Source organism: Yoonia sp. 67-2 (assembly GCF_035117555.1).
Lineage (GTDB): Bacteria > Pseudomonadota > Alphaproteobacteria > Rhodobacterales > Rhodobacteraceae > Yoonia.
The window spans coordinates 535,144-555,708 of the sequence record NZ_JAYKPK010000001.1; the positions used below are offsets into that span (position 1 = coordinate 535,144).

Here is a 20,565-nt window from a genome sequence, read left to right on the forward strand (position 1 = left end):
TGATTTCCGCTGATTATCGCCGGTTCAGGGACAAAAGATTGTGTCATTGAGCACAGTAAAGGACATCATCGTCAGGATCAGCGCCAGACCAAGGAACATGAACACCTGCACGGCGCGGTCGCTCGGCTTGCGCCGGGTCACCGCCTCATAGGCATAGAACATCAGATGGCCGCCATCCAGCACCGGGATCGGGAACAGGTTGATCAGGCCCACCGCCGCCGACAAAGCCCCGATAAACCAGATGAAACTTTGCGTGCCTTGCCGCGCCATTGACCCGCTGGTTTCGGCAATGCCGACCGGGCCAGACAAGTTACAGGTCGAAATTTGCCCGACGATGATGTGATGCAGCGCGGAAATGGATGTGGTCGCCGTATTCCACAACCCTTCGGCGCCAAGCCGTGTCGCCTCGAAAAGCCCCACGCTTTCGGTCTGCGCATCGAAAAAGAATTGCCCGGTGATCCCGATCCGGTAGGTCTGCGCGAACCCGCCACCCGGCTGCGGTTCATCCGTCGCGCGCGGCGCAAGCGTGACATCGCGGGTTTCGCCGCCGCGCCAGATTGTCAGGTCCAACGGCGCACCTTCGGCAGCAATCACCCTTTCCTGCAATTGGCGGAAGGCAAAGACCGGCGCGCCATCAACCGCCGTGATCACATCGCCGATCCGCAGCCCGGCATTATCCGCAGCAGACCGCGGTGCCAGCGCCGAAATCAGCGTCGGCATCAGGTAAGGCCCGGTCACATCAATCTGCTGGCCGTCACGGATGATCGTATAGGTCAGCTCTTCCTGCAACGGCAGCAATTCAAGCAATGACTCCTGACGGTCGGTATCGTTGAACGGGATGCCTTCAATAGCGATGATCTGGTCGCCGCTTTGCAATTCGGTTGCAAATTGCGCGGGCAGATCGCGGGCCTGACCAAAGGTCACCGGGTCAATCGTGCGGCCCTGATACATGATCGAGCCGGTAAAGATCGCGATGGCGAGGATGAAATTAAATACCGGCCCCGCCGCAACGGTCAGCACGCGCGCCCAAAGCGGCGCGCCATTCATTGTCTGGCGCGCAAATGCCGGATCGACGCTGTTGTCAGACCCGACACTGGCCGCATTGGCATCGCCCAGAAATTTGACATAGCCGCCCAAAGGCAGCGCCGCGATCTGCCAAAGCGTGCCGTGTTTGTCCATCCGGCTATAGATCACCGGGCCGAAGCCGAGCGAGAACACCTCTGCCTTGATGCCGCACCAGCGGCCGACGATGTAATGGCCATATTCATGGATCGCCACGATCACCGACAAGGCGACGACAAAAGCCACGATCATGAAGGCGAAATTGCCAAACATCGGCACGAATTGCGTCAGATCCACGGTGTCACCCTAATGTCTTAATGATTTCGCCCGCATAGATCCGGGCCAGCCTGTCGGCCTCTAACACGTCATCTAGGGTCATGTCCCGCGATTGCAGCCCACCTTGCGATGACATTTTGTCGAGCGTCCCTGCAACGACCGCCGACATCTGCAAAAAGCCGATATCGCCCGCGATGAACCCATCCAGCGCGCGTTCTTTTGCCGCATTGAACACAGCGCCGGATAAGCCCCCGGTTTCCATGACAAATCGCGCGAGGGCTAAAGCAGGATATCGATCCTCATCAGGGGCCTCGAACGTCAGCGATCCGATTTTCGCCAGATCGAGCCGTTCGACCGGCAGATGTTTACGCTCCGGCCAGTGCAAAGCATAGCCAATCGCGTGGCGCATATCCGGCGGGCCGACATGGGCCATCAGCGCGCCATCGTTGAAACCAACCATCGCGTGGATCAGGCTTTCGCGATGCACCAACACCTCGATCATGCTGGAAGGCAAGCCAAAGAATTCTTTGGTTTCAATCAGTTCCATCGCTTTATTGAACATCGACGCGCTATCAATCGTGATCCTTTGCCCCATGTCCCAATTGGGATGGCTGGACGCCTGCGCCAAAGTCGCCGTTGCCAGTTGCTCCTTGGGCCAGTCGCGGAACGCGCCACCGCTGGCGGTGATGATGATCCGTTCGACGGCTTTCATATCCTCGCCCGTAAGTGCTTGAAAAACAGCGGAATGTTCGCTGTCCACCGGCAGGATTGTGGCCCCCGCCGATCTTGCCCGCGCCATCAGCAAAGGGCCAGCGGTGACAAGGGATTCCTTGTTCGCCAAGGCCAATGTGGTGCCATGATCCAGCGCCACCATCCCCGGCATTAGCCCTGCCGATCCAATGATCGCGGACAGCGCCCAATCAACAGGCCGCGCCGCAGCCTCGGCAATGGCACCGTCACCAGCGGCGACGTCGATGCCAGTGCCGGACAATGCGGATTTCAATTCGTCATAACAATCAGGATAACAGGTCACCGCAAGATCGGCGCGTAACGCCTTGGCATCATGTGCCAATTGCGCGACGTTTCGGCCACCCGTCAAAGCCACGACATCATATTTCTCCAGATCGCGCGCGATCAGATCCACCGCGCTTTGCCCGACCGATCCGGTTGCGCCGAACAAAGTGATCCGCCTCAAAACGCGACTCCGGGGATGTCGAAGATATCGGCGATGACGATCATGAAGATCGCCCCACCCAGCAAAGCATCAAACCGGTCGAACAAGCCGCCATGGCCGGGGATCAGGGTGGAGCTGTCCTTGACCTTCATCCGGCGTTTCAAAGCGCTTTCCGCGATATCGCCCATCTGCCCGGCAAAGCTGAGCGCCACCGACAATGGCACGATCACCAGCCCGACATTGGTGAACAAGGTGAAAAGATAGCCCGCAAGCGCCGCGCCGAGCCAGCCTGCAACCGTTCCGGACCATGTCTTCTTGGGGCTGATCTGTGGCCAGAATTTCGGCCCGCCCAGACTTTTCCCGACGAAATAGCCGAAAATATCGGTGACGATCACCACCACCATCAGCCACAGGATCCATGTGAAACCGAAATCATTGCGGAAATGGACCAATCCCCAACCGGCCAACTGAATGCCAAAGGCGAAGATGAAAAATGTCTTGATCTCGGTGCGCAATTGCGTGGCCCCGATCACCGGCGCGATCAGAAACATCAGCAAGGCCCAACTGCTGTCATAGGTCAATTGTCCCGACATGACCGAGGCGACCAATGCCGCCAGCAACATGCCTTTGGTCGGTTCCGCCGGGCGGATCATCATCCACAATTCCCAGACCATGATGGCAGAGACGAAGACCACCAGCATCTGAAACCAGACGCCGCCCAAGATCACGCCCGCCGCGCCCACCGCCGTCATTGCAGCGCCCGAGGCAAAACGGATCGTCAGATCATCCCATTTCGCAGGGTTCGGTGCCGCCCCTGACATGATCAGGCCAGCACAGCGCCAAAACGACGCTCACGCTGGGCATAGCGGGCAAGCACCCGGGCGAATTCAGCCGCCGTGAAATCCGGCCAGAGCGTATCGACAAATTCATATTCCGCATAGGCCGATTGCCACAGCAGGAAATTGGAAATCCGCGCCTCGCCGCTGGTGCGGATCACCAGATCGGGGTCGGGCAACACATGGGTGTCCAGAAACCGCGCCAGCGTTTCGGCATCGACATCCTTATGGGTCAAGCGGCCCATCTCGATCTCATAGGCCAGACGTTTGGCGGCGCGGGTCACTTCATCCCGGCCGCCGTAGTTCAGCGCGATGGTCAGATGCACCAGATCATTGCCAGCGGTCAGCAGTTCCAGATTATCCATCAGGCTGACCAGCTTGTCATCCAGACGGATGCGGTCACCGATAAACCGGACGCGCACGCCGCTTTCATGCAGATCCATCGCCTCGCGCTGGATATATTTGCGAAACAGGGTCATCAGACCTGCGACTTCGGTCTGGGTGCGTTTCCAGTTTTCCGTCGAAAAGGCAAACAGCGTCAGATATTTGACCTTCTGCGCCGGACAGGCCTTGAGGATTTCGCGCACCCGGCGCGCACCCGCATGATGGCCCAGCAGCCGGGGACGCCCGCGCTGCTGGGCCCAGCGGCCATTGCCATCCATGATGATCGCCACATGGTTGGGGCCGCACGTTTCGTCACTGTCCTGGCGCATAGCGGCCCCTCTTGTCGCAGGCGTTTACACCTGCATGATTTCCGCTTGCTTGGTCTCAAGCGTTTCATCGACGGTCTTGATATGGGCGTCGGTGATTTCCTGCACCGTGGTTTCCCAGAATTTCTGGTCATCCTCGGACAGGCCATCGCCCTTGGCCTTCTTGATCTGGTCCATGCCGTCGCGGCGCAGGTTGCGGATCGAGACCCGCGCGCTTTCGGCATAATTGCCCGCGACCTTGGTCAATTCGCGGCGCCGTTCTTCGTTCAGTTCGGGGATCGGCAGCATGATGATCGTGCCGTTGAGCTGCGGATTGATCCCCAGCCCGCTGTCGCGGATCGCCTTTTCGACCTTGTTCACCAGGCCCTTGTCCCAGACGTTGATCGTCACCATCCTTGGTTCCGGCACGTTCACCGTGCCGACCTGGTTGATCGGCGTCGGCGATCCGTAAGCATCCACCATGATCGGTTCCAGCATAGAACCAGAGGCGCGCCCGGTGCGCAAAGACGCCAGTTCCACCCGCAGATTGGCAATGGCCCCGTCCATGCGGCGGGCCAGATCATCGGTATCAAGTTCAAAATCGTCAGACATGGTCTATTCTTCCTTCGCAGTCACGCTGCGTTAACTTTCTCTAGGGCAATGCCGCCCGGTTGTATAGCAAAGCGTTAATCGCGCACGGTGGTATAAGTCCCCTCGCCCGCCAAAATCCCCTTGAACCCGCCCGGTTCATCCAAAGAGAACACAATGATGGGCAGATCATTGTCGCGCGCCAAGGCGATGGCGCTGGCATCCATCACGCCCAAATGCTTTTGCAGCACCTCGTCATAGCTGACCACATCGTAACGGACCGCATCGGCATGTTTGACCGGGTCTTTGTCGTAAACGCCGTCAACCTTGGTGCCTTTAAAGATCGCTTCGCAATTCATCTCATTGGCGCGCAGGGTCGCGGCGGTGTCTGTGGTGAAATAGGGGTTGCCGGTGCCTGCGGCAAAGATACAAACCCGCTTTTTCTCCAGATGTCGCACGGCGCGGCGGCGGATATAGGGTTCGGCCACTTCGTTCATCGTGATGGCGGAAATCACGCGGGTATGGATGCCCAGTTCTTCCAGCGCCGATTGCATCGCCAGCGCGTTCATCACCGTGGCGATCATCCCCATGTAATCGGCGGTGGTGCGTTCCATCCCTTGGGCAGAGCCTTGCAAGCCGCGAAAGATATTGCCGCCACCGATGACCATGCAAATTTCGACGCCCATATCATGGACGGATTTGACCTCGCGCGCGATCCTTTGCACCGTCGGGGGATGCAGGCCAAAGGCGGTATCGCCCATCAGCGCCTCGCCCGAGATTTTCAGCATGACGCGTTTATAGGTCGTTTGGGCAGGTTCGGTCATGGTGTTTCCTTGTGGCGCGGGTTCGTGCGCAAAATGTCGTAAAACGGCCTCGGGTTCAATGCCGCTTGTCACAATATGCAGGACCCGTCAGTAAGGGCGCGTCATGATCAAGATTACCCCAGATAAACCCGTGCTGATCGCAGGCCCCACCGCCTCGGGCAAATCCGCGCTGGCGTTGCAGATTGCAACGCGGCAAGGCGGCGTGGTGGTGAATGCCGATGCGTTGCAGGTTTTCGCAGGCTGGCAGATCCTGACGGCACGACCGGGTGCCGATGATCTGACGCGCGCGCCGCATGCGCTTTACGGTCACGTCCCCTTTGATGCGCCCTATTCCGTGGGCCATTGGCTGCGCGATCTGACCCCTTTCCGGCAATCCGGGCCGCGCCCGATCATCGTCGGCGGCACCGGGCTGAACTTTTATGCCCTGACCCAAGGGCTGGCCGATATCCCCGCCACGCCCGATGATCTGCGCACGACAGCCGATCTGATCCCCCTGCCCGATCTGATCGCCGGGCTGGACACAGTGACATTGTCGCGGATCGATCACCAAAACCGGATGCGAGTGCAGCGCGCTTGGGAGGTGCAGCAGGCCACGGGCCGGTCCCTTGCCGATTGGCAGGATGCCACGCCTGCGCCGTTGTTGCCGCTGGCGGATTGTGTCGCGATCACGCTGGATGCGCCGAAAGACTGGCTGGACGACCGGATCACCCGGCGCTTTGATCAGATGCTGGCGCAGGGCGCGCTGGACGAAGCCCGCGCCATGCTGCCCCATTGGGACCCCGCGCATCAATCATCCAAGGCGATTGGCGCGCCGGAACTGATTACGCATTTGCAGGGCCGGATGACACTGGATGACGCGCGAGAGGCCGCGATCATCGCCTCGCGCCAATATGCCAAACGGCAGCGGACATGGTTCCGCGCAAGGCATAAGGATTGGCATCACCTGCCCGCCGATCAGTTTGATAATTCTGCCACAATTTCATTGTCTACGGATTAGCGGATTGTCCGCACCGGACTTTCCCGACAGAATCACCTGCGTTTCTGGTATGAAGGGTTTGTGATGAATATGATGCATCAGGCGCCGCAGGCGCTGGCGCTTTCGCCGTTGACCCATGCCGGTGCCGCGATGCGCTGGCGCAATGAGGCGATGCGCAGCCATCCCACCGGGCGGTTGATCCTGATCAGCAAAGGTCAGGGCCGGATCACCGTCGCCGGGCTGACGAATGGCTATAGCCCCAATAACCTGATCTATCTGCCGCCCCAGACCATGTATGGGATCGAGGTTGGCCCCACCACCCACGGCCAGATCCTGACCCTGCCCGATCATACGGACTGGCCCGCCCAGCCGGTGCATCTGCGCCTGCTCGATGTCTGGTTGCAGAAAGAGGCGGTGCAATATGTCGAACAGATCGAAAAGGAATTGCAGCCCGCAGGCAATCCGAAAGCGGCGGATCACTGGCTTGGGTTGCTCGCGATCTTTGTCGGCAGGCAGGCGCGCGCGCAGATCGCCACGCCCAATGACAGCCGCCGCGACAGCGCCGCAGCCAAGCTGGTCGCGCGCTATACCCATCTGATCGCACGCGATTACCGGCTCGACCGCAGCGTGGCGAGCTATGCCGCTGAACTGGGCGTCACGCCCACCCATCTCGCGCGCAGTTGCCAGCAGGTGGCACAACGTTCGCCTCTGGCCTTGCTGCATGATCGCATCCATTATGAGGCCTGTGTGCTGTTGCGCGATACCCAGATCCCGATCAAGGATATCGCCGCATTGCTCGGCTTTCAGTCCGCCGCCTATTTCACCCGCAGTTTTCAGGAAAAGGCCGGGCAGACACCGTCCAGCTTCCGGCGCAGCAGCGCTCGCCTGCCAACACGCTGACGCAAGCGCGGGATTGTGCAGAAAATCGCAACGATTTGATCGGGCTTTGCTGACAGCGTAGCCGGTCTGTGTCAGGTTGCGCCTGACCCTGCCTGAAGGAGCCGACATGACCACGCGATCCCCATCCGTGCATCCGATTGCATTGCAATACAGCCGCGATGCCGCTGCCGGTAAGCTGAGCCGCCGCGCCTTTCTGGCGCGCACCACGGCGCTGGGGGTATCTGCCTCGGCGGCCTATGGTTTGCTTGGCCTGAGCGCACCGGCGCAGGCGCAGGATGTCCCGCGTCAGGGCGGCACATTGCGGATGCAGATCGAAGTGCGCGCCTTGAAGGACCCGCGTGTCTTTGACTGGCCGCAACTGGCCTTTGTCACCGCAGGCTGGCTGGAATATCTGGTCGCCTATGAAAATGACGGCAGTTTCACGCCAATGCTGCTGGATAGGTGGGAGGTGAATGATAACGCCACTACCTATATCCTGCATATTCGCCCGGGCGTGACATGGAATGACGGCACGCCCTTCACGGCGACGGATGTGGCGCGCAATATCACCGGCTGGTGCGATACCAGCCTGCCCGGCAATTCCATGGCCGCACGCTTTGCCGTGCTGGTCGATCCCGCGACCGGGCAGGCGCTGGACGGTGCCATCGAAGTCATCGATGACCTCACCGTGCAGCTGAACCTGCCAGCACCCGATATCACCCTGATCGCCGGCATGTCGGATTACCCTGCCGCGATTACGCCCGCCGGGTTTGACCCTGACACGATGCTGGAAAACCCTGTCGGCACCGGCCCCTATCTGCCCGAAAGCCTGATCGTGGGCGCGTCCGCCGTGCTGGTGCGCAATGCAGATCATGACTGGTGGGGCTATGCGGCAGAAAAAGGCGCCTATCTCGACCGGATCGAATATCTTGACCTCGGCACCGACCCCACGCGCTGGGTCGAGGCGGCGATGGCCGATCAGATCGACATGACCTATGAAACCGTCGGTGATTTCGTCGATAGTTTCACCGCGATTGACTGGGAGGAATCGGCCGTTGCCTCATCCTCGACCATCGTGATCCGGCCCAATCAACGGGCCGAGGTGGATGGTATCCGCCCCTATGCCGATAAACGCGTCCGGCAGGCGATTGCCATGGCCGTGGATAATGCGATCTGTCTGGAACTGGGCTATGCCGACCGGGGCGAGGTGGCGCGCAACCAGCATGTGGGCCCGATGCACCCCGCCTGGGCCGATGTGCCCGGCTTGCCGCATGACCCGGCGCGCGCGCTGGAATTGATCACAGAGGCCGGGATGGCCGATTTCGAGATGGAGCTGATCTCGATCGACGATGATTGGCGCAAGAATACCACCGATGCGGTCGCCGCCCAATTGCGCGACGCCGGTTTCAATGTGCGCCGCACCTCCATCCCTGCCGCCACATTCTGGGCCAATTGGAGAGAATATCCTTTTTCCTCAACCGATTGGGGGCATCGTCCGATTGATACCCAGATCCTTGGGCTGGCCTATCGGTCTGGTGAGGCCTGGAATGAAAGTGGCTTTGCCAATCCAGAATTCGACGCCCTGCTGGCCGAGGCCAACGCCCTACCCGATGCCGACAGCCGCCGCGCGGTGATGGCGCAATTGCAGGCGATCATGACCGAAGAAGCAGTGACGCTGCAACCTTACTGGCGCACGATGTATCGCCATGCCAAGCCGGGTTTCCTCGGGTGGGACATCAATATCGCCTATCTGCCGCAATTATACCGGCTGGGCCTGAAAGACGCGTAAAGCGGCCTATTGGCCCCAGACAGCAACCACATAGGTCTGGGTTTCGGCAAAAGGCGGGATACCGCCATGCCGCGCCACAGCCCCCGGCCCCGCATTATAGGCCGCAAGCGCCAGCGGCCAACTGCCAAAGGCCTGATGCTGCATCCTCAGATAGCGCGCGCCGCCGTCCAGATTGGCGGCAGGATCGCGCGGATCAACGCCCAGATCGCGCGCCGTTTCCGGCATCAGCTGCGCCAGCCCGATGGCACCTTTGTGTGACACAGCCTGCGGGTTCCAGCCGCTTTCCTGCTGGACCAGCCGCAGGAACAGATCCTCTGGCACGCCGTGGCGCAGGGCCGCGCTGCGCGCCAGTTCAAGATAGGGGCCGGTATAACGGCCCTGATAGCTGGCCATCGGCGGCGGCACGATGGCCCGGGGCGGTTGCAGGCTGACCGAACGGGAATATTGCTGTGCCGCACGGCTGTCGAGCAATTTGGTCTGGTTTTGAAACAGCGCGGCGCGGTCCTGCCCTGCCGCCGCTTGCGCCATAGCGCAAAGGGCCAAAACTGCGGTTATTCTGGTAAAGGATTTCATGTGAATAAGCCTCTGAACAGCGACAATCTAGCTGAATGACGCCGATTGGCCAAGCTACGAAAATCTTTGACCGGCGTTAAACCGCGCTTAACCTTGTTGTGGTAAAGCGGGTCTGTCACAAAAGCGCGAATAGAATCGAAGGAGATGCCATCATGGCCGGATCAGTGAACAAAGTTATTCTTATCGGCAATCTGGGTGCCGATCCTGAAATCCGCAGCTTTCAGAATGGCGGCAAGGTGGCCAATCTGCGCATCGCCACGTCAGAAACCTGGAAAGACAAGAACAGCGGTGAACGCCGCGAAAAAACCGAATGGCACACGGTTGCGATCTTTTCCGAAGGTCTGGTGCGGGTGGTCGAACAATATCTGAAAAAAGGCGCTAAGGTCTATATCGAAGGCAAGTTGCAGACCCGCAAATGGCAGGATCAATCCGGCGCGGACCGCTATTCCACCGAGGTGGTGATTCAAGGTCTGGGCGGCACGCTGACTATGCTTGACGGTCGTGGCGAAGGCGGCGGCGGTGGCGGTGGCGGTTATTCCGGCGGTGGCAGCAGCGGCGGCAATCAGGGCGGCTATGATGACGGCGGCTATGGTGGCGGCAGTCGCGGCGGTCCATCGGGCGGCAGCGATATGGATGATGAAATTCCGTTTTGATGCCGGATGAACATCGCGCCTGAATTCCAGATCCTGATCCTCAACGCGGTGATCCTCGGGATCGCCTATCTGGGGATCTATCCCGGCCTGCAGGAGAAAACATTGCAGCGGATGATCGCCGTTGATCTGGTGCTCACGACCCTCGCCCTGACCGTGGCGGGGGCTTTGTTCTGGGGCTCAGATGTGGCGTTTAATATGTTGTTTTTCAATGTGAATTGGGCTGTCTTTACCATCCTGACATTGATGCTGATGGAAGCGCCGCTGTTCTATGTCTTCGCCCGCAAGCATGGGATCAGCCTGACAGGCCGCTGATCCGCCCGCTGCGCGGACGGAGCGCGCCGCGCGGGAGTATTTGGACCAAAGCGAGCGAACCTTCCCCGCGGGGAAGGTTTTGACCATCGTTCGCGAACGCTCACAGAGTCGTGGTTATCTTCCCCGCGGGGAAGGTTTCAGCCCCTGCCCGCTCAGGATCGCAGCGCGTCGCGCAGCAGATCGAGCACGGCCTCACCCGGCACATCGGATGTGATGAACGCATCACCGATCCCGCGCGCAAGGATAAAGCGCAGCTTGCCGTCCTGCACTTTCTTGTCCTGCCCCATCAGATCCAGCAGCGCCTCTGCCCCCGGCAGATCGCCTTGGATGTCGCTTATATCGACCTTCATCCCCATCGCCCGCAGATGGGCGCGGATGCGGCTGGGGTCTTCCTGGCTGCACAGACCCAGCCGGGCGGAAAGTTCAAACGCCAGCGCACAGCCGATGGCGACCCCTTCGCCATGCAGCAGCCGGTCGGAATAGCCGGTCGCGGATTCCAGCGCATGGCAGAATGTATGGCCGAGGTTCAGCAGCGCCCGGTCGCCCTGTTCGGTCTCATCGCGCTGGACGATATCCGCCTTCATTTCGCAGGACCGTGTGACGGCGCGCACCCGCGCATCCATATCGCCTGCGGCCATGCCGGGCGCAGATGTTTCCAGCCAGTCGAAAAAGGCCGCATCACCCAGCAAACCGTATTTCACCACCTCGCCATAACCCGCGAGGAAATCCCGTTCCGGCAAGGTGCCCAGCAATGCGGTATCTGCCAGCACCAAGGCCGGTTGGTGAAACGCGCCAACCAGATTCTTGCCATGCGGCGAATTGATCCCGGTCTTGCCACCGACCGAACTGTCGACCTGCGCCAAAAGGCTGGTCGGGATCTGCACGAAACGCACGCCACGCCGCAGGATCGCGGTGGCAAAACCCGCCAGATCGCCGATCACCCCGCCACCAAAGGCGATGACGCTATCCTTGCGTTCGACCTTTTGCGCCAACAGCCATTCGGTGACATGTTCGAGCTGCGCCCAGCTTTTGGTCGCCTCTCCGGGTGGCAAGGCCAGCGCGGCAGAGGTCAGACCCGCAGCCGACAGAGCATCCTGCAACGCGGCCAGATGCAGGTTTGCGACATTTTCATCGGTGATGATGCAGACATGCCTGCGCCCGCCCAATGCCGCCAGATGCGCCCCCGCCTGCGCGATCACACCGGGGCCGATATGGATGTCATAGGCGCGGCCGGGCAGATCGACATGGACTTTGGTGGTCATAACGTCTCCAGAATATCGGGGCGGCCGGCCAGCAGGCGCAGCGCGCTTTGTGTGGTTTCCTCGATCGAGGCGTGAAAGCTGATCGGCAGGCGCAAACCCGCCTCGGCATAGGTCGCACGTCGCTCATCCAGCAGGCGGGCCAGCGTGCCTTTGGGGTCAGGGGTGCGCAGCAGCGGCCTTGTGTCCTTTTGCCGGACCCTTTCCCACAATGTGTGCAGATCAGCATCCAGCCAGACCGCAATCGCATCGCGGGCAATCATCGCGCGGTTTTCGGCGGCCAGAAAGGCCCCCCCGCCGGTCGAGATGATGCCGGGCGCACCGGTCAGCAACCGGCGCAGCACCTCGGTCTCGCGGGCGCGGAAAAAGGTTTCACCATCGCGGGCAAAGATTTCGGGAATGCTCAGCGCGGCGGCCTGTTCAATGGCACTGTCACTATCGACAAAGGGCACCGCCAAGGCCGTAGCCAGCGCGCGTCCGATGGCGGTTTTCCCCGCCCCCATCATGCCCACCAGGACCACCTTGCGCCTGAGCCGATATGCTGCGCCCGGCACCATGCCGTTCCCCTTTGCTGCCTTGTCGGCCATCACATGCCGAATTGTAATATTTCTGAATGAATGCCGTGATCTTGTCGGAAAGACCATATATAAACGCAAGATAGGTGGCGTGCAGACCACAGATCAGGGCACAGTAAATCGGGGCAGGCAATGTGGCGACTTCTCAAGGCGATCTTCTTTCTGGTGATCCTGCTGGCAATCGGCTTTGTCGCCTATGCCTATCTCGGGCCGATGCTGTTTCCCGCCGATTTCGCAGCCCCCGCACAAGAGGTAAACCGCCCTGTCACGCTTGAATAACACCAGCGCATTGGCGTTTTGCGCTGTGCTGGGAATGTCACCTGTCATGGCACAGGACCCGCTGTCATCGATTGACTGGCTGTCGGCCGAGGCCGTCACCGCGATTACGCCCGATGAAGCCCCGGTCGCCGACAGCGCCATCGCGCCCGAGATCAGCGTCACACCGCTGGACCGGCTGTCAAAGGACCCGGTCGGGCTGTTGCCGACCGATGTCACCGGCCTTCCGCGCAATATCTGGGCCGCCAGCAGCGAAGACACGCTTGTCGAACTGGTCAGTCTCGACCGGCGCGAATCGCTGCCTGCAATCCGCGAATTCGTCAAAGTGCTGATGCAGGCCGAAGCCGACCCGCCGATGGGGGCAGGCCCGGATGGCGCCCTGTTTCTGGCGCGGGTCGATAAGCTGGTCGAACTCGGCGCAGTCGAACAGGCCAAAGCCTTGGTCGAACTGGCCACGCCCGATACCGGCCCGGTGTTTCAGCGCTGGTTTGACGTGTCCTTGCTGATGGGCACCGAAGACGCCGCCTGCCGGGCGATGAATGATATGCCCGCGCTGGCCCCCAGCTATATGGCGCGGGTGTTCTGTCTGGCGCGTGGGGGCGACTGGGCGGTCGCGGTCTTGTCGCTGAACACGCACCGGGTGCTGGGCGATATCAGCGCTGCGGAAAGCGACGTGCTGGAACGGTTTCTGGACCCCGAATTATTCGAAGGCGAACCGGATTTGCCGCAGCCAAATGTGGTGACACCGCTGCTCTTCCGCCTGCATGAAGCCTTTGGCGAACCTTTGGTCACCGCCAACCTGCCGCTGGCCTTTTCGCATGCCGATCTGCGCGGCAATAATGCCTGGAAGGCCCAGTTGGAAGCGGCAGAGCGTCTGGCACGTCAAGGGGCTGTGTCGGAAAACGTGCTGCAGAATTTCTATACAGCGCGCACGCCCGCCGCCTCTGGCGGGATCTGGGACCGGGCCGCGGCGGTGATCCGGCTTGATGAGGCCGTGACCGCAGGCGATGCACAGGCTGTGTCGCGCGCGCTGCCGGCCGCCTGGGATGCGATGAAACAGGCCCGCACCGAAGTGCCTTTTGCCAAGCTCTACAGCGCCGCCTTGCAAGAGATGGATCTGGAGGGCGAGGCCTGGCATATCGCCCATCGCGTCGGGCTGCTGTCTGCCGATTTCCGGGCCGTGGCCGATAATCTTGTGGCCGATGACGACGGGTTTGACGCCTTTCTGATCGCCATCGCAACCGGCCAGCCAGAGGATGTGCCGGTCACATCACCCCGCGCTTTGGCCATTCAGGCGGCCTTTGCCGGTGCCCCGGCCCCGCCTGAACTGCAATCTTTGGTGGCCAATGGCAAAACCGGCGAGGCGATGTTGCGCGCTGTGATCCTGTTCAACGAAGGCTATGCCGGTGACGCGCGGTCGCTGACCGATGCTTTGGCTTTGTTCCGGCTGGTCGGGCTGGAGGATGTCGCGCGGCAGGCGGCCTTGCAATTGATGATACTGGACCGCGCAACGTGACCAGCCCCGCTGCCATGGCCCGCTGGGTGCAGACGTTTTTGCAGGCCCAGGCGGCGGAACTGGATGCGGCGACCAATACGCAACTGGCCTATGCCCGTGATCTGCAAGTCTTCGCAGACTGGCTTTCGGACAAGGGCCTGCATTTCATGCAGGTCACGCAGGACCAGATCGAAAGCTATCTGATTGATTGCGAGGCCGAAGGGCTGGCGAAATCCACCCGCGCGCGCCGGTTGTCGGCGATCAAGCAATTGTTCCGTTTCGCCTTTGACGAAGGCTGGCGCGCGGATAATCCCGCGATGCAGATCAAAGGGCCCGGACGCGCGCAGCGCCTGCCCAAGACGCTTGAGCTGGCCGAGGTGGACCGGCTGCTGGACGCCGCCCGCGCCAGCAAGCGTGATGCCCTGCGCAATACCTGCCTGATGGAATTGCTTTACGCCACGGGGATGCGGGTGACCGAACTGGTCAGCCTGCCGGTGGCCGCTGCACGCGGCGATCCACGGATGTTGCTGGTGCGCGGCAAAGGCGGCAAGGAACGGCTGGTGCCGCTGTCGCCGCCTGCCCGCGCGGCGATGGCCGCTTATCTGGCGGCGCGGGATGCGGATGAAGAGGTGGCGCGCAAGGCAGGCAAGCCCGCGTCGAAATATCTGTTCCCATCCCATAGCAAGGCCGGGCATCTGACGCGGCACCGCTTCTTTGCCTTGATCAAGGAATTCGCGGTGACTGCCGGGATTTCGCCCGCACGCGTGACACCGCATGTGCTGCGCCATGCCTTTGCCACGCATCTGCTGGCGGGCGGCGCTGATCTGCGGTCGATCCAGACGATGCTGGGCCATGCCGATATTTCCACGACCGAGATCTATACCCATGTGCTGGACGCGCGGCTGAGCGAGCTGGTTTTGCAACATCATCCTTTGGCAAAACCGGACAAGGCTTGATCCGGTCCGGCGCGCAGGCGATAAGACAAAAAACCACCTGAAAGCATATGATGGAACCCGCGACACTCGACGCTACTTTCTGGGCCACGGCTGGGGCTATTGTTGTCCTGCTGATCCTTTCGGCCTTCTTCTCTGGCTCTGAAACAGCATTGACCGCCGCGTCGCGCGGCAAATTACGCTCTGCCGCTGACAAGGGATCGACCGGCGCGGAACGGGCGCTGAAAGTGACTGAGGACAATGAACGGCTGATCGGGTCCGTCCTTCTGGGCAATAACGTCGTCAATATTCTCGCGACATCTCTGGCCACGGCTTTGCTGACGACGATTTTTGGCCAGAACGGCGTGGCCGCCGCGACCTTGATCATGACCTTGCTGGTCTTGATCTTTTCCGAGGTGCTGCCGAAAACCTTTGCCATCACCAACCCTGAAAAGGTGGCCTCGCTTGTCGCCCGCCCGATTTCGGTGATCGTGCTGGTCTTTGCGCCTGCCGTCACTGCCGTGCGGTTCCTGGTGCGCGGCGTGCTTTATATGTTCGGGGTGCGGACCGACCCCAACAGCAATATTCTTGCCGTGCGCGAGGAAATCGCCGGGGCCTTGCAGCTGGGCCATTCCGAAGGGCTGGTCGAAAAGGAAGACCGCGACCGCGTCTTGGGCGCGCTTGATCTGAATGAACGCACCGTGGAAGAGGTGATGCTGCACCGGTCCGGCATCGAAATGGTCGATGCCGATCTGCCGGCCGAGGATATTCTGGCGCAGATCCTGCAAAGCCAGCATACGCGCCTGCCGCTGTATCGTGACAACCCCGAGAATATCGTCGGCGTGATCCATGCCAAGGATCTGTTGCGCGCCATGCAGAAATTGCTGGGCGGGGGCGAGGTCGATGGTCAGGGGCTGGCCGCCTTTGACGTCATGCGCGTCGCGATGGAGCCTTATTTCGTGCCCGAAACCACCACGCTGGGCGATCAGATGCGCAATTTCCTCAAGCGCAAAACACATTTCGCGCTGGTCGTGGATGAATATGGCGGGCTGGAAGGTCTGATCACGCTGGAAGATATCCTTGAGGAAATCGTGGGTGAAATCGCCGATGAATTCGACGAACACGCGCCCGATCAGATCGAGGCCACCCCTGACGGGGCCTATATCATCGATGGCGCGATCACGATCCGCGACCTGAACCGGGCGCATGACTGGCAATTGCCCGATGATGAGGCCAATACCGTCGCCGGTCTGGTGATCCATGAGGCGCAGATGATCCCCGTCGTGGGGCAGGTGTTTTCCTTCCACGGTTTCCGGTTTGAAGTGTTGGCCAAGGAAGAGAACCGGATTGCGACGTTGAAAATACGGCAGTTGTAAGGGGTGGATGAGGTCCCGGAGCGGGTCCGGGACTGCGTGGGGTGCCCCTTACCGCCCTTTGAACAAGGTGCCGAGGATGCCGCGCACGATCCGCTGCCCGGTTGCGCCGCGCAACTCGCGGGTCACAGCATGGGTCAGCGCGCTGCGCAGATTATCAGGGCGAGGATCTGTGCTGACCTTCCCCGCGGGGCGATAGCGGCGGGCGCTGTTGAATTCGCGGTCTTCCGCGACATCCTCTGCGGCCTGTGCGGCAGCAACAGTGCGCCGGGCCAGCATCTCGAACGCAGAGTCGCGGTCAATCGTGGTATCATATTTGCCCGCCATCGGTGACGCGGCGAGGATCGCCGCGCGTGTGGCCGGGTCAATTGTCCCCAGATGCGATGCGGGCGGGCGGATCAGCGTGCGTTGCACGATTTCGGGACTGCCTTTGGCATCCAGAAAGGATGTGACCGCCTCGCCTGTGCCGACCTGCTGGATCGCATCTGCGGTATCGAAAGCCGGGTTGTCGCGGTAGGTTTCTGCGGCGGATTTCAATGCCTTACGGTCATTGGCGGTGAAGGCGCGTAAGGCGTGCTGCACGCGGTTGCCCAACTGGCCCAGCACAGTCTCTGGGATGTCGTCGGGATTTTGCGTGACAAAATAAACGCCCACGCCCTTGGACCGGATCAGGCGGGCGACCTGTTCGACCTTTTCCACCAGCGCGCGCGGCGCACCGTTGAACAGCAGATGCGCCTCGTCAAAAAAGAACACCAGTTTGGGTTTGTCGGGGTTGCCGATTTCAGGCAGGTTTTCGAACAATTCCGACAGTAGCCAGAGCAGGAAAGTGGCATAAAGCCTAGGCGAGCCGATCAACTGATCGGCGGCCAGAATATTGATCTCGCCCCGCCCGTCGCGCAGGCGCATCATATCAGCCAGATCAAGGGCGGGTTCGCCGAACAATGCGGCACCGCCCTGATTTTCCAGCACCAGAAGCTGCCGCTGGATCGCGCCGATCGAGGCTGTCGCGACATTGCCATAGCGCAGCGACAGGTCCTTTGCGTTCTGGCCTACGAACACCAGCAAGGCTTGCAGGTCTTTCATATCGAGAAGCGGCAGGCCTTCTTCATCGGCCACGCGGAAGGCGACGTTCAGCACACCTTCCTGGACATCACTCAGGTCCATCAGTCGGGCCAGCAGAAGTGGCCCCATTTCAGCCACGGTCGCGCGGATCGGATGGCCTTGCTGGCCAAACAGGTCCCAGAACGTCACTGGAAAAGCATCGTATTGCAGATCCAGCCCGATGGTCGCGGCGCGTTTGATGAAGGCATCGTGCAATGTGCCGTTCGCCGATCCGGCCTGCGCCAGACCGGACAGATCGCCTTTCACATCGGACAGGAAGACCGGGACACCGGCAGCGGAAAATCCTTCGGCCATGATCTGCAATGTGACCGTCTTGCCGGTGCCGGTCGCGCCCGCGATCAGCCCGTGGCGGTTGGCCTTGGCCAGCAGCATGACCTGCGGGTCGGCATGATCCGCGCCGCCGCCGCCGATGAAAATATGTTCCGACATGCCTGCCCCTTTGCGCAAACCTGACCCCAAAATACATTCTTAACCTTTCTGTGCCAGATTGATTCTGCCGGGTCTGCGATGCGGGTCAGGCTATTCTCCCTGTAAGACTGGCCGCGCCTTCGGGTGCGGCTTTTTTTGGCATGGCGTGGTGGCGGGTCCGGGGCCAAAAGACGGATTGAATTTTGGTTGACCTTCACGCAGCCATTGCGTAGTTTTTGCGCAATAGTCGGCCAAGTCCGGCAGGGAGAATAATCAAAGGGTCCGGAAACGGGCCCTTTTTTTTGGATAATTGTCAGCGAAAGACCGCCAGAGATGTGGTTTTTATTCCTGACTCTGCTGTGCAGCCATGTTACGTCATCCACCAAACAAAACAGGATTTTTGCGATGCGCACGACCTTTACCGCACTGACGATGGCCGGCTTGCTGGCTTTTGGCACGCAGGCTTTCGGGCAGGATGACGCCCCGGCCGAAACGGAAACTCAGACACCGGACGCTGTCCTTGAACTGGGCGAGGCTGTGGAACCCAGCGAAGGCCAGATTTATGTCTCTGACAATTTTGGCGATTGGGAATTGCGCTGCATCCGCGCGCCCGAGGGCGAAGAAGACCGCTGCAATATGTATCAGCTGCTGGAAAATGCCGATGATGCGCCGGTTGCCGAATTCAACCTGTTCCGCCTGCCCGAGGGTGGACAGGCCGTTGCCGGTGCCAATGTCGTGGTGCCGTTGGAAACACTGCTGACCCAGCAATTGACGCTTGCCGTTGATAGCGGTGAGGCGCGCCGCTATCCGTTCAGCTTTTGCAACGCGGCAGGCTGTGTTGCCCGGATCGGCTTTACCCAGACCGAGGTTGATGCTTTCAGAAACGGTGTCTCCGCGACCCTGCGTGTGGTGCCTGCCGCGTCACCGGATGAAGAATTCCTGCTGACCATGTCGCTGTCCGGTTTCACCGCCGGGTTCGACACGCTCGACCCGGTGGAATAACCTAGCGGAATTTGCGCAAGGCCAGCACCGCGTTCAGCCCGCCAAAGGCGAAAGCATTGGACAGCGCGACGTCGACTTCGGCGTCGCGCGCCACATTCGGCACCACATCTAGCGCACATTCAGGATCGGGTTCTTCATAGCCGATGGTCGGCGCGATGACACCGTCACGCAGGGCCATGATACAGGCCAGCAATTCCACCGCCCCGGTGCCGCCGATCAGATGACCATGCATGGATTTGGTGGATGAGATCATCAGCTTATCCGCATGCCGCCCGAAAACATCAGCGACAGCCGCGCATTCGGTTTTGTCATTGGCCGCGGTGCCGGTGCCATGCGCGTTGATGTAACCCACGGAATCCTTGGGAATGCCCGCATCCCTGACCGCCCCGGCAATCGCCCGTGCCGCCCCCTGTTTGGACGGCATCACGATATCAGAGGCGTCCGAGGTCATGGCAAAGCCAATCACCTCGCACAGGATATCGGCGCCCCGGGCGCGGGCGTGATCGTAATCTTCAAACACAAAGACTGCCGCACCTTCGCCTTGCACCATGCCGTTGCGGGTGGCAGAGAACGGACGGCAGCCGTCCCGCGACATCACGCGCAGCCCTTCCCAGGCTTTGATACCGCCGAAACACAGCATGGATTCCGCGCCGCCGGTGATCATCACCTTGGTCATGCCGCAGCGGATCATGCTGAACGCCTGCCCCATCGCATGGTTGGACGAGGCGCAGGCCGTGGCCACGGTAAAGGTCGGGCCCCGCAGGTTCCATTCCATCGACACATGGGAGGCCGCGGCATTGTTCATCAGCTTGGGCACGATGAACGGATGGACGCGGTTTTTGCCTTCTTCATAAACCGCGCGGTAATTTTCGTCCTGCGTGGTCAGCCCGCCGCCCGAGGTGCCAAAGATCACGCCGGACTGATCCGCGAGCGCGCCGTGAAATTCCAGCCCCGATTGTCCGACCGCCTGCCGCGCGGCGAGCAGCGCGAATTGCGTGAACCGGTCATAAAGTGCGATCTGCTGGCGGTTGAAATGATCGGTTTCCTGATAACCCTTGATCTGGCCGCCGATCTGGATCGCCAGACGGTCGACATCGCGGATATCCAAGGGGCCGATCCCGCAGCGCCCTTCGCGCATCGCTTCAAAGGTGGCGGGCACATCGGCGCCCAGAGGGTTGATCGTCCCGGCCCCGGTAATGACGACACGTGGCATTACTTGGCCTGATCCGTTTGTAATTGTTTGACTGCCGCGATGATCGCGCCGACCGAGGAAATGTCAAAATCGCTTTCCGACGGGTCATTGGCGTTGAACGGGACGGTGATGTCAAATGCCTCTTCAATCGCGAAGATACATTCCACCAGCCCCAGCGAATCGATCCCCAGATCGGCCAGTGACGCGTCCTGCGCGATATCGCCCGGCTCCAGCATGGCCTGATCGGCGATGATGGCGATGATCTTTTCGTCTGTTGTCATGGTGAGGCTCCGTTTCTTG

At 60.7% G+C, this 20,565-nt stretch carries 22 protein-coding genes; 10 read left to right on the plus strand and 12 right to left on the minus strand.

Annotated features, from left to right (window positions below):
- Positions 1-24: 24 nt before the first annotated feature.
- From rseP to pyrH, 6 genes are all read right to left on the minus strand, one after another.
- Positions 25-1,359, minus strand: coding sequence for an RIP metalloprotease RseP (gene rseP, locus VOY09_RS02740; protein ID WP_322892417.1), 1,335 nt, complete (start codon positions 1,357-1,359; stop codon positions 25-27).
- Between the two features lie 4 nt (positions 1,360-1,363).
- Positions 1,364-2,533: a 1-deoxy-D-xylulose-5-phosphate reductoisomerase gene (gene dxr, locus VOY09_RS02745; RefSeq protein WP_322892416.1), complete on the minus strand. Its 1,170-nt coding sequence runs from the start codon at positions 2,531-2,533 to the stop codon at positions 1,364-1,366.
- A complete protein-coding gene (locus tag VOY09_RS02750; RefSeq protein WP_322892415.1) occupies positions 2,530-3,333 on the minus strand; it encodes a phosphatidate cytidylyltransferase in 804 nt (267 codons plus the stop codon). The genes dxr and VOY09_RS02750 overlap by 4 nt, the downstream gene beginning before the upstream one ends.
- Positions 3,334-3,335: 2 nt before the next feature.
- Entirely contained in the window at positions 3,336-4,061 is a 726-nt protein-coding gene (gene uppS, locus VOY09_RS02755) for a polyprenyl diphosphate synthase (RefSeq protein ID WP_322892414.1), read from the minus strand.
- A 24-nt stretch (positions 4,062-4,085) separates the two neighbouring features.
- A complete protein-coding gene (gene frr / locus VOY09_RS02760; RefSeq protein ID WP_322892413.1) occupies positions 4,086-4,649 on the minus strand; it encodes a ribosome recycling factor in 564 nt (187 codons plus the stop codon).
- A 74-nt stretch (positions 4,650-4,723) separates the two neighbouring features.
- Positions 4,724-5,449: a UMP kinase gene (pyrH, locus tag VOY09_RS02765; protein ID WP_322892412.1), complete on the minus strand. Its 726-nt coding sequence runs from the start codon at positions 5,447-5,449 to the stop codon at positions 4,724-4,726.
- Positions 5,450-5,552: 103 nt separating this feature from the next.
- On the opposite strand from pyrH, the gene miaA reads away from it, so the two are divergent.
- The 3 genes from miaA (at position 5,553) to VOY09_RS02780 (ending at position 9,093) form a co-directional block, all read left to right on the plus strand.
- On the plus strand, positions 5,553-6,446 hold the full coding sequence (gene miaA, locus VOY09_RS02770) for a tRNA (adenosine(37)-N6)-dimethylallyltransferase MiaA (RefSeq protein ID WP_322892411.1): 894 nt from the start codon (positions 5,553-5,555) through the stop codon (positions 6,444-6,446).
- A 63-nt stretch (positions 6,447-6,509) separates the two neighbouring features.
- Entirely contained in the window at positions 6,510-7,325 is an 816-nt protein-coding gene (locus tag VOY09_RS02775) for a helix-turn-helix transcriptional regulator (RefSeq protein ID WP_322892410.1), read from the plus strand.
- Between the two features lie 106 nt (positions 7,326-7,431).
- A complete protein-coding gene (locus tag VOY09_RS02780; RefSeq protein ID WP_322892409.1) occupies positions 7,432-9,093 on the plus strand; it encodes an ABC transporter substrate-binding protein in 1,662 nt (553 codons plus the stop codon).
- Positions 9,094-9,099: 6 nt separating this feature from the next.
- On the opposite strand, the gene VOY09_RS02785 is transcribed toward VOY09_RS02780, so the two are convergent.
- Positions 9,100-9,666, minus strand: coding sequence for a lytic transglycosylase domain-containing protein (locus tag VOY09_RS02785; protein ID WP_322892408.1), 567 nt, complete (start codon positions 9,664-9,666; stop codon positions 9,100-9,102).
- Positions 9,667-9,818: 152 nt separating this feature from the next.
- Between VOY09_RS02785 and VOY09_RS02790 the strand changes: the two genes are divergently transcribed.
- Both VOY09_RS02790 and VOY09_RS02795 read left to right on the plus strand, forming a co-directional pair.
- Positions 9,819-10,319 carry a single-stranded DNA-binding protein gene (locus tag VOY09_RS02790; protein WP_322892407.1) on the plus strand — a complete coding sequence of 167 codons (501 nt, stop codon included), beginning with the start codon at positions 9,819-9,821 and terminating at the stop codon, positions 10,317-10,319.
- Between the two features lie 6 nt (positions 10,320-10,325).
- A complete protein-coding gene (locus VOY09_RS02795; RefSeq protein ID WP_322892406.1) occupies positions 10,326-10,631 on the plus strand; it encodes a hypothetical protein in 306 nt (101 codons plus the stop codon).
- A gap of 152 nt (positions 10,632-10,783) precedes the next feature.
- Here the strand turns inward: VOY09_RS02795 and aroB are convergent, their stop codons facing one another.
- Positions 10,784-11,893, minus strand: coding sequence for a 3-dehydroquinate synthase (gene aroB / locus VOY09_RS02800; protein ID WP_322892405.1), 1,110 nt, complete (start codon positions 11,891-11,893; stop codon positions 10,784-10,786).
- The gene (locus VOY09_RS02805) at positions 11,890-12,447 is read right to left on the minus strand and encodes a shikimate kinase (RefSeq protein ID WP_322892946.1); all 558 of its coding nucleotides are present in this window, start codon (positions 12,445-12,447) and stop codon (positions 11,890-11,892) included. Before VOY09_RS02805 ends, aroB begins: the two co-directional genes overlap by 4 nt.
- A 150-nt stretch (positions 12,448-12,597) precedes the next feature.
- Here VOY09_RS02805 and VOY09_RS02810 point away from each other — a divergent pair, with 150 nt between their 5' ends.
- From VOY09_RS02810 to VOY09_RS02825, 4 genes are read left to right on the plus strand one after another with little or no spacing between them, the layout of a single operon-like run.
- A complete protein-coding gene (locus VOY09_RS02810) occupies positions 12,598-12,744 on the plus strand; it encodes a hypothetical protein (protein WP_322892404.1) in 147 nt (48 codons plus the stop codon).
- 46 nt (positions 12,745-12,790) lie between these two features.
- A complete protein-coding gene (locus VOY09_RS02815) occupies positions 12,791-14,257 on the plus strand; it encodes a hypothetical protein (protein ID WP_322892403.1) in 1,467 nt (488 codons plus the stop codon).
- A 14-nt stretch (positions 14,258-14,271) separates the two neighbouring features.
- The gene (locus VOY09_RS02820) at positions 14,272-15,192 is read left to right on the plus strand and encodes a tyrosine recombinase (RefSeq protein WP_322892945.1); all 921 of its coding nucleotides are present in this window, start codon (positions 14,272-14,274) and stop codon (positions 15,190-15,192) included.
- Between the two features lie 50 nt (positions 15,193-15,242).
- Positions 15,243-16,544: an HlyC/CorC family transporter gene (locus VOY09_RS02825; protein WP_322892402.1), complete on the plus strand. Its 1,302-nt coding sequence runs from the start codon at positions 15,243-15,245 to the stop codon at positions 16,542-16,544.
- A gap of 48 nt (positions 16,545-16,592) precedes the next feature.
- Here the strand turns inward: VOY09_RS02825 and VOY09_RS02830 are convergent, their stop codons facing one another.
- Positions 16,593-18,092, minus strand: a complete 1,500-nt coding sequence (locus tag VOY09_RS02830) for a helicase HerA-like domain-containing protein (RefSeq protein ID WP_322892401.1) — start codon at positions 18,090-18,092, stop codon at positions 16,593-16,595.
- A 384-nt stretch (positions 18,093-18,476) separates the two neighbouring features.
- On the opposite strand from VOY09_RS02830, the gene VOY09_RS02835 reads away from it, so the two are divergent.
- Positions 18,477-19,073: an invasion associated locus B family protein gene (locus tag VOY09_RS02835; RefSeq protein WP_322892400.1), complete on the plus strand. Its 597-nt coding sequence runs from the start codon at positions 18,477-18,479 to the stop codon at positions 19,071-19,073.
- A gap of 1 nt (position 19,074) precedes the next feature.
- Here the strand turns inward: VOY09_RS02835 and VOY09_RS02840 are convergent, their stop codons facing one another.
- Entirely contained in the window at positions 19,075-20,286 is a 1,212-nt protein-coding gene (locus tag VOY09_RS02840; RefSeq protein ID WP_322892399.1) for a beta-ketoacyl-[acyl-carrier-protein] synthase family protein, read from the minus strand.
- Positions 20,286-20,546, minus strand: coding sequence for an acyl carrier protein (locus VOY09_RS02845; RefSeq protein ID WP_322892398.1), 261 nt, complete (start codon positions 20,544-20,546; stop codon positions 20,286-20,288). Before VOY09_RS02845 ends, VOY09_RS02840 begins: the two co-directional genes overlap by 1 nt.
- Positions 20,547-20,565: the final 19 nt, after the last annotated feature.

Excerpts from the sequence above, each read along its gene's own strand:
- VOY09_RS02750 (WP_322892415.1), bottom strand. The coding sequence starts at position 3,333 with ATGTCAGGGGCGGCACCGAACCCTGCGAAATGGGATGATCTGACGATC.
- uppS (WP_322892414.1), bottom strand. The coding sequence starts at position 4,061 with ATGCGCCAGGACAGTGACGAAACGTGCGGCCCCAACCATGTGGCGATC.
- frr (WP_322892413.1), bottom strand. The coding sequence starts at position 4,649 with ATGTCTGACGATTTTGAACTTGATACCGATGATCTGGCCCGCCGCATG.
- pyrH (WP_322892412.1), bottom strand. The coding sequence starts at position 5,449 with ATGACCGAACCTGCCCAAACGACCTATAAACGCGTCATGCTGAAAATC.
- miaA (WP_322892411.1), top strand. The coding sequence starts at position 5,553 with ATGATCAAGATTACCCCAGATAAACCCGTGCTGATCGCAGGCCCCACC.
- VOY09_RS02775 (WP_322892410.1), top strand. The coding sequence starts at position 6,510 with ATGAATATGATGCATCAGGCGCCGCAGGCGCTGGCGCTTTCGCCGTTG.
- VOY09_RS02780 (WP_322892409.1), top strand. The coding sequence starts at position 7,432 with ATGACCACGCGATCCCCATCCGTGCATCCGATTGCATTGCAATACAGC.
- VOY09_RS02785 (WP_322892408.1), bottom strand. The coding sequence starts at position 9,666 with ATGAAATCCTTTACCAGAATAACCGCAGTTTTGGCCCTTTGCGCTATG.
- VOY09_RS02790 (WP_322892407.1), top strand. The coding sequence starts at position 9,819 with ATGGCCGGATCAGTGAACAAAGTTATTCTTATCGGCAATCTGGGTGCC.
- VOY09_RS02795 (WP_322892406.1), top strand. The coding sequence starts at position 10,326 with ATGAACATCGCGCCTGAATTCCAGATCCTGATCCTCAACGCGGTGATC.
- aroB (WP_322892405.1), bottom strand. The coding sequence starts at position 11,893 with ATGACCACCAAAGTCCATGTCGATCTGCCCGGCCGCGCCTATGACATC.
- VOY09_RS02805 (WP_322892946.1), bottom strand. The coding sequence starts at position 12,447 with ATGGTGCCGGGCGCAGCATATCGGCTCAGGCGCAAGGTGGTCCTGGTG.
- VOY09_RS02810 (WP_322892404.1), top strand. The coding sequence starts at position 12,598 with ATGTGGCGACTTCTCAAGGCGATCTTCTTTCTGGTGATCCTGCTGGCA.
- VOY09_RS02815 (WP_322892403.1), top strand. The coding sequence starts at position 12,791 with ATGGCACAGGACCCGCTGTCATCGATTGACTGGCTGTCGGCCGAGGCC.
- VOY09_RS02820 (WP_322892945.1), top strand. The coding sequence starts at position 14,272 with ATGGCCCGCTGGGTGCAGACGTTTTTGCAGGCCCAGGCGGCGGAACTG.
- VOY09_RS02825 (WP_322892402.1), top strand. The coding sequence starts at position 15,243 with ATGGAACCCGCGACACTCGACGCTACTTTCTGGGCCACGGCTGGGGCT.
- VOY09_RS02830 (WP_322892401.1), bottom strand. The coding sequence starts at position 18,092 with ATGTCGGAACATATTTTCATCGGCGGCGGCGGCGCGGATCATGCCGAC.
- VOY09_RS02835 (WP_322892400.1), top strand. The coding sequence starts at position 18,477 with ATGCGCACGACCTTTACCGCACTGACGATGGCCGGCTTGCTGGCTTTT.
- VOY09_RS02840 (WP_322892399.1), bottom strand. The coding sequence starts at position 20,286 with ATGCCACGTGTCGTCATTACCGGGGCCGGGACGATCAACCCTCTGGGC.
- VOY09_RS02845 (WP_322892398.1), bottom strand. The coding sequence starts at position 20,546 with ATGACAACAGACGAAAAGATCATCGCCATCATCGCCGATCAGGCCATG.